This is a genomic window from Planococcus kocurii (assembly GCF_001465835.2).
GTDB classification, from domain to species: domain Bacteria; phylum Bacillota; class Bacilli; order Bacillales_A; family Planococcaceae; genus Planococcus; species Planococcus kocurii.
In genome coordinates this window covers 564,976-579,444 of sequence record NZ_CP013661.2, presented here as the reverse complement: position 1 = coordinate 579,444, position 14,469 = coordinate 564,976, and the positions used below count along the sequence as shown (strand labels likewise).

Annotated in this window: 12 protein-coding genes; 8 read left to right on the top strand and 4 right to left on the bottom strand. The window is 40.8% G+C overall.

Features of this window, described 5'->3' with window-relative positions:
• Positions 1–173 precede the first annotated feature (173 nt).
• Positions 174–1,406, bottom strand: a complete 1,233-nt coding sequence (locus tag AUO94_RS02985; protein WP_058385848.1) for an MFS transporter — start codon at positions 1,404–1,406, stop codon at positions 174–176.
• A 184-nt stretch (positions 1,407–1,590) separates the two neighbouring features.
• Here AUO94_RS02985 and AUO94_RS02980 point away from each other — a divergent pair, with 184 nt between their 5' ends.
• The gene (locus AUO94_RS02980) at positions 1,591–2,286 is read left to right on the top strand and encodes a peptidylprolyl isomerase (RefSeq protein ID WP_058385847.1); all 696 of its coding nucleotides are present in this window, start codon (positions 1,591–1,593) and stop codon (positions 2,284–2,286) included.
• A 101-nt stretch (positions 2,287–2,387) separates the two neighbouring features.
• The gene (locus tag AUO94_RS02975) at positions 2,388–2,648 is read left to right on the top strand and encodes a DUF1871 family protein (RefSeq protein ID WP_058385846.1); all 261 of its coding nucleotides are present in this window, start codon (positions 2,388–2,390) and stop codon (positions 2,646–2,648) included.
• Positions 2,649–2,697: 49 nt separating this feature from the next.
• On the opposite strand, the gene AUO94_RS02970 is transcribed toward AUO94_RS02975, so the two are convergent.
• A complete protein-coding gene (locus AUO94_RS02970) occupies positions 2,698–2,910 on the bottom strand; it encodes a helix-turn-helix domain-containing protein (protein WP_058385845.1) in 213 nt (70 codons plus the stop codon).
• A 105-nt stretch (positions 2,911–3,015) separates the two neighbouring features.
• Entirely contained in the window at positions 3,016–4,350 is a 1,335-nt protein-coding gene (locus AUO94_RS02965) for a sodium-dependent transporter (RefSeq protein WP_058385844.1), read from the bottom strand.
• 151 nt (positions 4,351–4,501) lie between these two features.
• On the opposite strand from AUO94_RS02965, the gene AUO94_RS02960 reads away from it, so the two are divergent.
• Together AUO94_RS02960 and yugI are read left to right on the top strand one after the other, a co-directional pair.
• Positions 4,502–7,111 carry an RNA polymerase sigma factor gene (locus AUO94_RS02960; protein ID WP_058385843.1) on the top strand — a complete coding sequence of 870 codons (2,610 nt, stop codon included), beginning with the start codon at positions 4,502–4,504 and terminating at the stop codon, positions 7,109–7,111.
• An 86-nt stretch (positions 7,112–7,197) separates the two neighbouring features.
• Positions 7,198–7,575 carry a S1 domain-containing post-transcriptional regulator GSP13 gene (yugI, locus tag AUO94_RS02955; protein WP_058385842.1) on the top strand — a complete coding sequence of 126 codons (378 nt, stop codon included), beginning with the start codon at positions 7,198–7,200 and terminating at the stop codon, positions 7,573–7,575.
• A 24-nt stretch (positions 7,576–7,599) separates the two neighbouring features.
• Here yugI and AUO94_RS02950 read toward each other — a convergent pair whose 3' ends face one another.
• Complete coding sequence (locus AUO94_RS02950; RefSeq protein ID WP_058385841.1) at positions 7,600–8,913, bottom strand: sigma 54-interacting transcriptional regulator; 1,314 nt, start codon at positions 8,911–8,913, stop codon at positions 7,600–7,602.
• A 139-nt stretch (positions 8,914–9,052) separates the two neighbouring features.
• On the opposite strand from AUO94_RS02950, the gene pruA reads away from it, so the two are divergent.
• The 4 genes from pruA to AUO94_RS02930 all read left to right on the top strand — a co-directional run bounded on the left by pruA (position 9,053) and on the right by AUO94_RS02930 (position 14,466).
• Positions 9,053–10,597 (top strand): L-glutamate gamma-semialdehyde dehydrogenase, encoded by a 1,545-nt coding sequence (pruA, locus tag AUO94_RS02945; protein ID WP_058385840.1) that lies wholly within the window; start codon positions 9,053–9,055, stop codon positions 10,595–10,597.
• A 75-nt stretch (positions 10,598–10,672) separates the two neighbouring features.
• Positions 10,673–11,866 carry an ornithine--oxo-acid transaminase gene (locus tag AUO94_RS02940; RefSeq protein WP_058385839.1) on the top strand — a complete coding sequence of 398 codons (1,194 nt, stop codon included), beginning with the start codon at positions 10,673–10,675 and terminating at the stop codon, positions 11,864–11,866.
• A gap of 81 nt (positions 11,867–11,947) precedes the next feature.
• Positions 11,948–13,192: a Glu/Leu/Phe/Val family dehydrogenase gene (locus AUO94_RS02935; RefSeq protein ID WP_058385838.1), complete on the top strand. Its 1,245-nt coding sequence runs from the start codon at positions 11,948–11,950 to the stop codon at positions 13,190–13,192.
• A gap of 110 nt (positions 13,193–13,302) precedes the next feature.
• The gene (locus AUO94_RS02930; RefSeq protein ID WP_058385837.1) at positions 13,303–14,466 is read left to right on the top strand and encodes an iron-containing alcohol dehydrogenase; all 1,164 of its coding nucleotides are present in this window, start codon (positions 13,303–13,305) and stop codon (positions 14,464–14,466) included.
• Positions 14,467–14,469 lie beyond the last annotated feature (3 nt).

Here is a 14,469-nt window from a genome sequence, read left to right as displayed (position 1 = left end):
TCTAATTAGAAATTATAACGCAAATCGAGTGGATTTGCACCGCCCGTCTACTAATGGACCAAGATCAGCTTTACTTTTTGCAAACTTTAGAAATAGGAAGAAAGCCAATTAAGTTAATTTTGTGAAATCAAAAAAAGACACAAAAAAACCAGGTTTTCTAGTAGAAACCTGGTTTACGTATTTTTTAATTCTTGTTCGAGCAGGACGTCTTCAAAATCTTGCTGCGGTTTTGCTAATGTAGACCGTAGAAAGATGAATGCAAAGATAAACAACACGCCCGTTACGATGAAGACAGAAGAGATGCCAATCACACCGCTGATAATCCCACCGAACATTGGGCCGATAATGTTTCCAAGAAAGCGGAAGCTCGTATTGTAACCCATTATTTCTCCTTGAATTTCAATTGGAGCTTCCCGACGCATTAAAGCAGTTGTCGTTGGAATCATTCCGCCAACTGCCATTCCGAAGAACAACCGCAAAATGATGAGTTGCCAAAGTTCTGTGACAAAAGCTTGCGGGATGATAAAGATAAAAGACAGCAAAAGTAGAAAACCTAATACCTTCTCGTAACCGATAGAATCGCCTAGTCGTCCCCAGCGCCGAGCAAAAAGAAGGTTCCCTACGCCAGTGGCACTGAAAGTAATACCCGCTAGAAAAGCGACTTGCGTACTTCCTTCTGTTAGTTCTGCCACATACAGCGATAACAAAGGCTGAATGCTGAAATTCCCAATTTGAATCAATGCTGTGATGATCATAACGTTGAGCATTAAACGGTGATTTAAAATTCCGCTGACGATTGTTTTCGGTGCGTAAACGTGAGCACCTTTTACTTTCAGTCGTTTAACTTCATGCAAGCCAAACACGACAAACAATGCAGCGATGGTAATGACAGTAGCTGTAATCAAGAATGTATATTTAAAACCAAAAGCATCTGCCATTAAGCCGCCGAGAACTGGACCGAACAATGTGCCGGATACACTGCCCATTTGAAGCGTGCCGAGAGTTTTCCCTGCTGTCTCTTTGGAAGTTTGAGAGCTGACAAAAGCCAAGGAAGTCGGGATAAATCCAGTTACTACACCCATGAACAAACGAATCATAAACAGTTCTGAGACGGAATCAGCGGTTCCCATTAAGAAAATACTGATGGCAATACCAAAGCCGTTAATGATTAAAATAGGCTTAAAGCCGTATTTATCAGCAATGCGTCCCCAAATGGGCGACATGATCAAAGCCGCAACGAACGTAACGCCAAAGACTAGACCAGACCAACGTTGCACATATTCATCTGTGAAATTCCCGAGTGATTCAATATAAAGAGATAAGAATGGCATAATCATGGTAGTGCTACCAGCTACTAAAAAGTTAGTGAACATAATAATAAAGAAATTCTTTTTCTGAGTGTCCATAAAGAACCCTTCTTTCTGAACGAAGCATCTGTTCTCATTATATAATACTTCGTTACACGAAGAAAGAGCTAGGTTTTATTGATTAATTCAAACTGTTCTGTCTCCTGTCAGTATACGCTATTCGCTTACAAAGCGAGTTCTTTTGTTGAATGAAACTATGCTAAAATAAAGCGGGGTGAAAAAGATGGAAAAAATAATTGTGGCACCAGTTTTATTAGCGTTGTTCCTAAGTGCATGCTCAGGACAAGAAGAACAGGAAACAACAACAACAACAACAACCGAAAGTGCGAAAGTGGAAGTGGACGGCTATCCGCAATTATCAACAGAAGTTGCAGACAACGAAGCGCTTGTTGAAGTGACTACGTCCATGGGCGCTATGCAAATCAAACTGTTTCCGGACATTGCACCAAAAGCAGTGGAAAACTTTTTGACACATGCAGAAGAAGGCTATTACGACGGTCTGACTTTCCACCGAGTCATTGAAAATTTCATGTTGCAAACAGGAGATCCGACGGGTACAGGTGGCGGTGGTGAAAGTATTTATGGAGCGCCGTTTGAAGACGAGTTTAATGACCATCTGTTTAATATTCGGGGAGCTTTATCGATGGCTAACGGAGGACCGGGCACGAATGGCAGCCAGTTTTTCATTGTCCAAGCACCAGAAGTAACAGCGGATATGTTTGCAACCGAATACCCGCAGGAAGTTAAAGACGCTTACCTAGAACAAGGAGGCACGCCTTGGCTTGATGGCAAACACACCGTATTCGGTCAAGTGATTGAAGGAATGGATGTAGTAGACGCCATCGCAGCAGTTGAAACCGAAGCTGAAAAGCCAGTTACAGATGTGACCATCGACTCTATTGAAATTCTTCAGCAATAAGAGAGCATCGAAAAACGGTCTAATCGGTTTTTCCTGCTTTTCTTTTTCTGTTTATGTGCTATTATAGCCCTTAACAATAGAGAAATGTCAGGTGAAGACAAATGGACACGAGTGAAATGAACAGAAGAGCGGTTGCAATCATGAAGTATTGGGATCCTTTTGCTATTGGCTCCGAATTATATGGTAAAGAAATTGGAGATGTCGTTGCTCAATTGCAGGTTTTAGACCATCCTTCAGATCTCGCAAAAACAATTCAAACTAGCTACGAATTGTCGTTTGGAAAATGGATTCCGTTAGAACAATGTGTGGACATTTCTTACAAACTGCTTGCAGTTAAATACGAAGCCAAACACATTATTTAAAACAAGAAAAGAGCTTTCAGCGGAATTCGCTGAAAGCTCTTTTCTTGTTTTAGTTCGATTCTAATCCGTCTACTAAATTAGAAGCAGGAACTTCTAATGCATTTGAAAGAATCATGATTGTTTGAGTTGATGGTACTTCTTCGCCACTTTCATAGGCTTGCAGTTTAGCAACACCAATTCTTGTTTTTAAAGCCAGTTCGTCTAATGATAGCCCGCGTTCTTCGCGAAGCGCTTTTAATTGAGCGTGTAAGTCGTTTTTCATAATCATGCACTCCTTCTCATAAGAAACTTTCTTCTATAAGTTATATACTATCATGTCGTGAAAACTTTCGATAGGACAAGTTGTGGCATTTTTCAAACAGCTGAGTCAAAAAATGGCAATAATTCCTTGAATGAAAACAACAATAATAGCGATCGGTGCGATATAGCGAACTACTACTCGCCAGATATCGACCCATAGTTTTTGTTGCGGAAGTTCGTTATGGACGTCTTCTTTTGTCAAAACATAACCTGCAAATAATGCAGTGAATAGAGCGCCTAAGGGCAATCCGATTCGGTTAGTCAAGGTATCGACGAAGTCAAAAAATGTGAAACCGAAGAAAACTTCTTGCGGCATAACGCCAAACGACAAAGCACTTGGAATTCCGACGATGAAAATCATTAAGCCAAAAATTAGCGCAACACGACGACGGCGATCATATTTGTTTTTGACGCCAATGGAAACGGTAATCTCTAGCATGGAAATAGAAGAGGTTAATGTTGCAAACAACAACAGAATAAAGAAAATGATCATTAAAAATTGTCCCATAAACAATTGATCGAAAATCGCAGGCAGAATGATAAATACTAGCCCTGGTCCTTGGTCGGGTGTATAGCCTAAAGAGAAAACAGCTGGGAAGATAATCAATCCCGCCATAATTGAGATAACGATATTCAATGACACAACACTAATAGAAGAGCGTGTCAGATTTTCTGATTTCGATAAGTAGGATGAATAAGTAATCATTCCTGCCACACCGACACTTAGTGAGAAAAAGGCTTGACCGAGTGCCACCAATGCCGTTTCAAAGTTAAAGAAAGACCAGTCTGGAACGAACATAAAGCGTACACCTTCCATCGCACCATCAAGTGTCAACGACCGAATCATGAGTACTACAAAGAAGATCAATAGAGCAGGCATCATAATTTTGCTAGCACGCTCGATGCCTCCTTTAATGCCGCCTTGTACAATCCACACCGTCAATCCCATAAAGGCAGCTTGTGCAAGCAGCACTTCCCATGGATTTGTAATAATGCCTGTGAAAAGTTCTGCAAATTCGTTGTCCCCCAGATCAGACAATTGGAATAGAATAGAACGACCTAGGTAAGACAATACCCAGCCGCCCACAACGCTGTAAAAAGACAAAATGAGGAACGAAAAGATAAATCCAGACCAGCCGATTAAATACCAAGGCTTGCCAGGGGCTTGTTTTTTCAATCCGGTGACCGCATCAGCCTGACCTCTGCGGCCAATGACAAATTCAGCGAGTAGAATCGGTAATCCAATTGCGATCGTACTTATAATGAACAGCAGAATAAAAACACTGCCACCATTTGCGCCAGTTTCGTATGGGAACTTCCAAATAGCTCCTAAGCCAATAGCACTTCCTGCTGCCGCTAAGATAAAGCCTAGCTTAGAGCTCCATTGATCGCGTTTTTCCAAATTCGTCACTCCTATCTCATATAGATTTCCTCATTTTACACGAGCTACACAAAAAAAAATAGCAGTATTTGAAACGTTTTGTAGGAAGAGTCGTATAATAAACAAGAATTAGTAAAAAAGTGATTATTCCAACTATACGAGGAGTGTGGCAATGACTTCCGCAAACGATCATTTTAGACAAGCTCAAAAAGGGGATACAGCCTCGCTTTATTGTTGGGTTGAGAGTGCTTTTCCTGACATGGGCCGCTTTGCTTATCAATTGGGTGTCCGCTCCCCGAAACTGCCAGAATTCCAACAAACTAGTTTGCTAGAACTGCAAAAACACCTTGGACAACTTACGCCGGAACAAGCAAAAATCCAACTTTATCAGTTACTGATTCAGCGCGTTTCAATACAGCCAATTCGAGTTGAAAGCACGGATCTTCCGATGATTCTTAGTTTTCAAGAAGATCAAGAACTGCACGACGAATTACAAAAATTACTACCGCTTCAGCGAGTGCCTATCGTTTTATTTTATTTTCATCATTTTTCGCCTCGTGACATAGCGACCATACTAGAGATTTCAGAGCAACAAGTACAGCAAGCTATTGATGAGGGACTGCATACGATTCGGCTTACGATGAATTTAAATGAAACGCAATTGGTGCAAAGGTTGACCATGCTCCAGAAATCTTATCAACGTTTTGTCCCACTATCACCAATAGAACTAGATATTCAGCGGTCAGATGAAGAAACACTAAATCTGGAAAGTGTAAAAACGTCTTCCTCACCGCAGCCACTGGGCAAAAAATCAGCGATGTTTCTTGGAACTGCAGGTCTTTTTCTAGCGCTCGTCATCGGCATCAGTTTTACTGTAAACGACCAACAAGCAAAAACTTCAGGCGCAACAGAACCCGAACAATCTGAAATAGTGACTGATAAGATGATGACGGATTGGCAGTCGCAATACGACACCATTAAGAAAACAGCTCCCGAACGTTTAGGAATGACGCCGCAACAGTTTGAACAATTAGCATACGTTAAACAGGCAGACGTTGAAATGGAGCGAGTTTTCAGCGATAACATGCAAAAGTCATTAAAAGACGATCCCATTCACATGCAAGTTGTTGTCGATCGTCTTTTTAGGAAGATTGAAACACCGAGAGGAATGGTTGACTCTTTAGCTGGTCCGAACCCAATGTTGAGCACTGAAACGGAAGGTTTTTTATTGGATTATGCAGCGAAAACGGATGAATTACGTTTGTTTGTAGACAACCTGCTCCTAAAATACCAACAAGAGTTAGAGTCAACGATTGTGATGGATCAATTGTCACCCGAAAAACTGTTAGCACAAGCTAGTAGTTATCCGGAAGAATTACGTTTAGTTGTAGAGGCATTACCAGAATATAATTTAACGCCAATTGCCCACCCGAAAAATAGTTATTTTAGAACGGTTCGAAATGTCGACAATCTTACGCAACAGCAACCTATTATGGGAGATCTGCACGCCGGGCAATATTTGCATTTACTTAGCAGTGAACCTTATTTTGATAATAGTGGTTTTTTGCTACCTCTTGAAAGCATTCCTTATCATTTGTTTGCTATGGAAGCGGCATTGCTTGAAGAGGGACCAAGTTCGGCTTTGTTAAGTAGCATCGAAATTGCTTATCAGCAAATTTTTTGGCAATTAGTTAAGGGCAGCGATAATTCGCCGGTCTTTGATGAGCAAGGAAAAGTAAAAATGGATTACCGAATTGCCTGGAATAGTATCGCTTCTTCTAATCCGATGGCGTTTATCATGCTGCCCATTTTAAAAGAAATGGAAGCGAGCGATTGGACCACTTCGACAATCTATGACGAATTAGAGTTTCATCATGTGATGGATGCGTTAGCGATGGAAAAGTCAGGCGAATTGGCCAACAAATTACCCAATGGCAACTTAAAGCTTGAAGACGAATTTGTTGATTTGAAAGATTTTGATTACAGTCGCATCCAATCTTTGTATGAATCATTTGAAGCGTCCTATGATTTACAGCTTTTATCAGGTGTATCGCCGTTGGATGTCTTGTTTATGTATCACTATGCCAACAAACAAGAAGATGCAACCACGCAATGGCACCTGTTAGCGGACAGTCCGTCAAAGCCAACACTTGAAACATTCATTAAAGAGTGGAGGAAAATTCCTGAGCTGACGAAAACAGCGAGATGGGTTGAACTTTCTAATAGTTCATATACACAAAGAGTAAAAGACAAGGTTTATATATATCCGGGAATTGACATGTATGAGTTTGATGAACAATTGGATCTACTGTTGGTTACAGAAAAAGATCAAATTTGGCAAATCGACTATCGCCAATATGAAAGTTACGATTTGCAAGGAGAAGACCAACAATTCAATCAAGCCGTTGAGTCTTTGTATGCATCGTTTGCTACTGATTTCCAAGCACAACTTCTAACGGAGGCTAAGCCATCCGAAGTTGCAGCCATGTTTTTCAAGGCTGTTGAAAATGAAGACGTTCCAATGATGAAAAAATTGATGATAGAAACCCATTTGACTGATGAAGAGTTTGTCGATTTATTAGCATTGAAAAATTTCCGGCCATTTTCTGAATTGGCACAATTGACATTTAGGAGCCATTTTACTCCAAATCATCCACTGGGACGTGGAGGGACAGTGGAAATACAATACTATACAACGGCACAGGAAAATCTGTTTCCTGAAATGTTTAACATGGATAAAACCAAAGATGGCTGGCGAATGTCGAATATAAATGAATACTGATTTTGCTCCCAGCATATAGTTGTGCTATAATATACAGATGCCAATAGGTGTACAGGACAATTAGATATGACTAGGAGCGGGTAAACATGACAAAAACATACCAAACAGGCGATAAGGTTTCAGGTAAAGTTACAGGAATCCAGCCATACGGCGCATTCGTAGCTTTAGACGATCAAACACAAGGTTTGGTCCACATTTCAGAAATCACTCACGGTTACGTAAAAGAAGTTAGTGAGTATTTGGCAGTAGGACAAGAAGTTGACGTGAAAGTATTGGAAGTTGATGAAAAATCTAAAAAAATCAGCTTGTCAATCCGCGCACTTCAAGAGCAGCCAGTAGCAGCTCAAAAAACTGAAAAACCAAAACAATCTCTTCAGTCACATGTGAACGAAAGTGATTCTGAAGGATTTAACTCTTTGAAAGAAAAAATGGAAGAGTGGATCAAGCGTTCTGGTCAACAGTAATAAACAAAAAACGAAGCACAGACATCATGTCTGTGCTTCATTTTTTTTGATTTTACGTAGACGGTACTGCAAATTTTGACGGCTCATGCCAAGAGCGGCAGCGGCTTTTGTCACATTGCCACTATGTAAATCCATCGCTTTTTGCAAATAATACATTTCCGCTTCAAACAAATAATCCTCAAGTGGCAGCAACTCTGTGGTGGATTGAACAATAAAATCTTCAGGATTTTGTGCGCCGTTCAAATTGGTCTTTAGTTTAAAGTGATAAGGCAGCATGTCTACAGTTATAATTTCTTGTGTTGTTAGCATCGACGTTATTTCATCGAGCAGCACTTCAAGTTCTTTTAAATTTCCTGGCCAGTCATAAGCATGAAGCAAATCAGTCACTTCTAAATCCAATCCGCGAACAACCGAACCTACTTTCATTCGGTGACGAGAAAAATAATCGTCAACAAACGGCAAAATGTCCTCTTTCCGTGAACGCAGCGGTTCTACTTTAATGGTCATCGACGAAAAGAAATAATACAAATCCTTCAGCAACTTGTGTGAAGTAATCAATTCAACCGGATCTTCACCAACACTCGCAATAAAATAGGTATTTCCTCGTGAACGTTCTTCAGCCATGGTCAATAACTGCTCTTGCAAAGACAAAGGCAACAAATCAATTCGTTCACAGTAAATCGTTCCATCGCCCATTTGTTTAATATCTTCGCCTAATTGATCGATGATGGTACCATCTGTTCCATGGCAGTACAGCGTATACATCTGTCTAACCGAAGACTGTGCCCAGTGAATAGCCTCGGCAATTAGTTCCTTACCAGTCCCTGATTCTCCTACAAGAAGAACAGGTAATTTAGCGGTAGCGGCTTTTTCGGCAGTATCAATCACTTTTCTCATACTCTTAGAAACAGCAGTAATTGCCGAGAAGGTAATAGGCTCATCGTATTTTCTTAAAGGTTGATAAATTACTTTTTCAAGTGTAGTGACGTCACGTGATAATTCGATTGCCCCAATTAATGCATCTCCCTCAACTACCGGGTAAGTATCATTTATCGTCGTAATTTCTTGCCCTTTTCGGTTCCAATACGTTTGTTTGACGTTGAAAACAGGCGTGCCACTTTGCAAAACTTGGAGTAACGTACTCTCATGTTGATCAAAACGAAACATTTCAAGCAGTGAACGATCGGCAAGTTCTTCGAAATCGAATCCTTCAATTTCACGCATCTTTTTATTATATAAAATAGTTTTACCTTTCATATCTATGGCATGAATCCCAATAGCCACGTGCTCTCCAGCAAATTTATAGAACGGGGATAAGTCGATGTTTTCAGTCTTCAAAACGCTCACTCCAAAATTATTTTGATTTTTTAAACGAAAACACTTGAATTATGCAACAATCTTTTGCATTATTATAAGTGGAAACAGTTTGAAAGTGCAAATTTTTTTTGCGCTTACTTAAAACTCAAGGAGGATTTACATGATTCCCTACAAACACGAACCATTCACAGATTTCTCAGTTGACCAAAATCGCAAAGACTACCTAGAGGGCTTGAAAACAGTTGAAGCTTATCTTGGACAAGACTATCCGTTAATTATTGGTGGAGAACGCATCACTACTGAAGATAAAATTATTTCATTCAACCCTTCAAACAAAGAAGAATTGATTGGTCGAGTATCAAAATCAAACAAAGAACTAGCTGAGAAAGCGATGCAAGCAGCTGACGAAGCATTTAAAACGTGGAAAAAAGTAAGACCAGAAATTCGCGCTGACGTTTTGATGAGAGCAGCTGCAATTGTGCGTCGTCGCAAACATGAATTCTCAGCACTTTTGACTAAAGAAGCAGGTAAGCCTTGGAACGAAGCAGATGCTGATACAGCTGAAGCAATTGATTTCATGGAATACTATGCGCGCCAAATGCTACGTCTGAAAGACGGCATGCATGTAGAAAGCCGTCCGGGCGAAGACAACCGTTATGACTACATTCCTTTAGGTGTAGGCGTTGTAATCTCACCTTGGAACTTTGCTTTTGCAATTATGGCTGGAACGGCTGTTGCAGCGATGGTAGCAGGTAACACAGTACTATTGAAGCCAGCTTCAACAACTCCAGTGGTTGCTTACAAATTCATTGAAGTTCTTGAAGAAGCAGGCATGCCGGCTGGTGTTGTTAACTTTATTCCTGGACCAGGATCTGAAGTTGGCGACTACTTAGTTGATCACCCGAACACTCGCTTTATCTCGTTCACAGGTTCAAAAGAAGTGGGTCTTCGCATTGCAGAACGTTCTGCTAAAGTGAACGAAGGACAAATTTGGATGAAACGCTTGATCGCTGAAATGGGCGGTAAAAACACAATGGTCGTAGATAAAGAAGCAGACCTTGAACTTGCAGCACAATCAATTGTAAAATCAGCATTCGGCTTTAGTGGACAAAAATGTTCTGCTGGATCACGTGCAGTCATCGTTGAAGATGTGTACGATACAGTACTTGAACGCGTTATCGAATTGACAAAAGAATTGACGATTGGTGACCCAACTGATCAATCAAACTATATGGGCCCAGTTATCGACGGTAACTCGTACGATAAAATCATGAGCTATATTGAAATTGGGAAACAAGAGGGACGTCTTGTAGCTGGTGGAGACGGAGACAATTCTAAAGGTTTCTTCGTAAACCCAACTGTCTTTGCTGATCTTGATCCACAAGCACGTATCATGCAAGAAGAAATCTTTGGTCCAGTGGTGGGTCTAACGAAAGCAAAAGATTTTGATCATGCAATTGAAATTGCAAACAACACAGAATACGGCTTGACTGGTGCAGTAATTACAAACAACCGTGCTAACCTTGAAAAAGCGCGTGAAGATTTCCACGTAGGTAACTTATACTTTAACCGCGGCTGCACAGGCGCAATCGTAGGATATCAGTCATTCGGTGGATTCAACATGTCTGGAACTGATTCAAAAGCAGGCGGACCTGATTACATCGGTCTTCATATGCAAGCAAAAACTACTTCTGAAATGTATTAATCTATAACCAAAGGGTATGATCATTCATTAAAAGGCGGACGACTGTCTGCCTTTTTTTAAAAAGGAGGAAATTACATGACACAGACACAAACAATCATTGAACAAACAGAAAAATACGGGGCTAATAACTACCATCCGCTACCAATCGTTATTACAGAAGCAGAAGGTGTTTGGGTAAAAGATCCAGAAGGCAATAAATTCATGGATATGCTGTCAGCGTATTCAGCTGTAAACCAAGGGCACCGTCACCCGAAAATTATTCAAGCATTAAAAGATCAAGCGGACCGTGTTACATTGACTTCACGCGCATTCCACAATGATAAATTAGCTCCTTGGTATGAAATGATTTGCGATATTTCTGGTAAGGAAATGGCGTTGCCGATGAACACTGGTGCGGAAGCAGTTGAGACCGCTTTCAAAGCTGCACGTCGTTGGGCGTATGATGTAAAAGGCGTTGCAGAAAATCAAGCAGAAGTTATTGCATGTGACGGAAACTTCCATGGCCGCACAATGACAGCTGTTTCATTATCTTCGGATCCTGAATACCGTAAAGGCTTCGGACCAATGCTTCCGGGTATCAACTTAATTCCTTTTGGTGATTTAGAAGCATTGAAAAATGCCATTACACCAAATACAGCTGCTTTCTTAATCGAACCCATTCAAGGTGAAGCTGGAATTATCATGCCACCAAAAGGCTTCTTAAAAGCTGCGAGAGAACTTTGTCGTGAAAATAATGTGTTGTTCATTGCTGACGAAATTCAGTGTGGACTTGCTCGTACAGGTAAAATGTTTGCTTGCGAATGGGAAGATGTAAACCCGGACATGTACATTTTAGGTAAAGCACTTGGGGGCGGAGTATTCCCAATTTCATGTGTGGTAGCTGACAAAGACATTCTTGGTGTATTCAATCCAGGATCACACGGTTCTACTTTTGGTGGGAATCCGCTTGCGTGTGCAGTTTCAGTAGCTTCTTTAGAAGTATTGCTTGATGAAAAACTTTCTGAGCGTTCTCAAGAACTAGGTGAATATTTCATGGGCAAATTGCGTGAAATCAAACACCCCTCTGTTAAAGAAGTTAGAGGTCGCGGATTGTTCATCGGTATGGAATTGACTGAAGCAGCAAGACCATATTGTGAACAACTAAAAGAGTTAGGTCTTTTATGCAAAGAAACACATGATACGGTTATCCGTTTTGCACCGCCACTAATTATTTCAAAAGAAGAATTGGATTGGGCGATCGAACGCATTCAAAAAGTATTCGCTAATTAATTTCTGCATGGCACACAAATCTTGACATGTGTTACACTAGAATATGAGTAAATATTAAATATAAAGAGGCGAACTAATACAATGGCTGAAAACTTGAACTTGTTGACGTCTACACAGAATGTTATTAAAACTGCATTAGATAAGCTTGGCTACGAAGATGCGATGTACGAACTTCTAAAAGAACCAATGCGGCTTTTAGAAGTACGCATTCCAGTGCGTATGGATGACGGCAAAACAAAAGTCTTTACAGGTTACCGCGCTCAACACAGTGATGCAGTTGGACCGACAAAAGGTGGAGTCCGTTTTCATCCGGATGTAAATCGTGATGAAGTAATTGCTTTATCAATGTGGATGACATTAAAATGTGGAATTGTGGAATTGCCTTATGGCGGAGCGAAGGGTGGCATCATTTGCGACCCACGTGAAATGTCCATGCACGAGATTGAGAAATTGAGTCGTGGATACGTTCGCGCGATTAGTCAAATTGTTGGGCCGAACAAAGATATTCCAGCGCCAGATGTATTCACCAACTCACAGATTATGGCTTGGATGTACGACGAATACAGCAAAATCGATGAGTACAACTCCCCTGGTTTTATTACAGGTAAGCCAATTGTTCTTGGTGGATCTCAAGGTCGGGACAAAGCGACGGCACAAGGAGTTACTATCTGTATTAACGAAGCTGCGAAAAAACGCGGCCTAAATATGCAAGGGGCACGTGTTGTCATTCAAGGTTTTGGTAATGCAGGAAGTTTCTTAGCGAAATTCCTTCACGACGCTGGAGCAAAAGTAATCGGAATTTCAGATGCTTACGGTGCCTTGCATGATCCGGATGGCTTGGATATTGATTATTTATTGGACCGTCGTGATAGTTTCGGTACGGTTACAACTTTATTTGATAACACCATCACAAACAAAGAGTTGTTTGAATTAGATTGTGATATTTTGGTACCGGCAGCGATTGCTAATCAAATTACGGTAGAAAATGCGAATAACATTAAAGCTTCTATTGTGGTTGAAGCAGCAAATGGTCCTACGACTGCTGAAGCTACTAAAATCTTGACAGAACGCGGAATCCTTTTGGTGCCTGACGTTTTAGCAAGTTCTGGTGGAGTTACGGTTTCTTACTTTGAATGGGTGCAAAATAACCAAGGTTATTATTGGACACAAGAAGAAGTGGACGAAAAGCTTAACAAAAAGCTAATTGATGCATTTGAAAATGTTTATAATGTCGCTACTACGCGTAATATCGATATGCGTTTAGCTGCTTACATGGTCGGCGCTCGTAGAACTGCTGAAGCTTCACGCTTCCGTGGATGGGTATAAGATATGAAAAAACCGCCTGGAATCCTTTCCAGGCGGTTTTTTAGTCTCAATCTTTTGCTTTTTTCTGTAAGAGACTACATACTATTATTTGAATAGAGGAGGATGATTGGATGAATGCATTTTCATTTTATAACCCAGTAAAACTTATTTTTGGTCAAGGCCAACTCGAAGCAGTTAAAGAAGAGTTACCTAAATTCGGTAAAAAAGTTCTGCTTGTATATGGTGGAGGCAGTATTAAAAAGAACGGACTTTACGATGATGTGATTAAAACTTTGGCTGAAGCGAACCTTGAAGTTTTTGAACTAGCGGGAGTCGAGCCAAATCCACGTATTTCGACTGCTAAAAAAGGAATCGAAATTTGCAAAACAGAAGGCATCGATATGCTATTAGCAGTTGGAGGCGGTTCAGTTATTGACTGCACGAAACTGATTGCTTGCGGCGCTAAATACGACGGCGATGCATGGGATTTAGTATCTCGCAAAGCACAGCCACAAGAAGCGCTGCCATTTGGTACAGTTTTGACAATTGCTGCTACTGGTTCAGAGATGAACGCAGGTTCAGTTATTACGAATGAAGAAACACAAGAAAAATACGGCTGGGGAAGCCCGTTGTCATTCCCGCAATTTTCAATCCTAGATCCGACTTACACATTGTCAGTGCCGGAAAACCATACGGTCTACGGAATTGTTGATATGATGTCTCATATTTTCGAGCAATACTTTAACGATGCGACGAGCACACCGGTTCAAGATCGTATGTGTGAAGGTGTATTAAAAGCGGTAATTGAAACTGCGCCAAAATTAATGGAAGATCTTCAAAGCTATGAGCACCGCGAAACAATCATGTTCGCAGGAACAATGGCATTGAACAAATTCCTTGAAATGGGCTATAGAGGAGACTGGGGTTCGCATAACATTGAACATGCAGTGTCTGCAGTTTATGACATTCCACATGCTGGTGGATTGGCAATTTTATTCCCGCAATGGATGCGCCATAACGTAAAAGTAAATCCAGCTCGCTTTGCTCAAATGGCAGTTCGTGTCTTTGACGTAGATTCAGCAGGTAAGTCTGAGGAAGAAATTGCTTATGAAGGAATCGATCGCGTATCTGCATTCTGGACTTCATTAGGAGCACCAACTCGTTTGGACTACTACGACATCGATGATTCAAAAATTGATGCAATGGTAGAGAAAGCGATGGTCTATGGAGAATTCGGTAACTTTGCAAAATTAAAAGGTGAAGATGTGAAAGAAATTTTGCAAGCATCACTATAAGAA

What these genes read in the sequence shown, in the direction of transcription:
- AUO94_RS02985 (WP_058385848.1), bottom strand. Translation starts at nt 1,406, where the DNA reads ATGGACACTCAGAAAAAGAATTTCTTTATTATTATGTTCACTAACTTT.
- AUO94_RS02980 (WP_058385847.1), top strand. Translation starts at nt 1,591, where the DNA reads ATGGAAAAAATAATTGTGGCACCAGTTTTATTAGCGTTGTTCCTAAGT.
- AUO94_RS02975 (WP_058385846.1), top strand. Translation starts at nt 2,388, where the DNA reads ATGGACACGAGTGAAATGAACAGAAGAGCGGTTGCAATCATGAAGTAT.
- AUO94_RS02970 (WP_058385845.1), bottom strand. Translation starts at nt 2,910, where the DNA reads ATGAAAAACGACTTACACGCTCAATTAAAAGCGCTTCGCGAAGAACGC.
- AUO94_RS02960 (WP_058385843.1), top strand. Translation starts at nt 4,502, where the DNA reads ATGACTTCCGCAAACGATCATTTTAGACAAGCTCAAAAAGGGGATACA.
- yugI (WP_058385842.1), top strand. Translation starts at nt 7,198, where the DNA reads ATGACAAAAACATACCAAACAGGCGATAAGGTTTCAGGTAAAGTTACA.
- pruA (WP_058385840.1), top strand. Translation starts at nt 9,053, where the DNA reads ATGATTCCCTACAAACACGAACCATTCACAGATTTCTCAGTTGACCAA.
- AUO94_RS02940 (WP_058385839.1), top strand. Translation starts at nt 10,673, where the DNA reads ATGACACAGACACAAACAATCATTGAACAAACAGAAAAATACGGGGCT.
- AUO94_RS02935 (WP_058385838.1), top strand. Translation starts at nt 11,948, where the DNA reads ATGGCTGAAAACTTGAACTTGTTGACGTCTACACAGAATGTTATTAAA.
- AUO94_RS02930 (WP_058385837.1), top strand. Translation starts at nt 13,303, where the DNA reads ATGAATGCATTTTCATTTTATAACCCAGTAAAACTTATTTTTGGTCAA.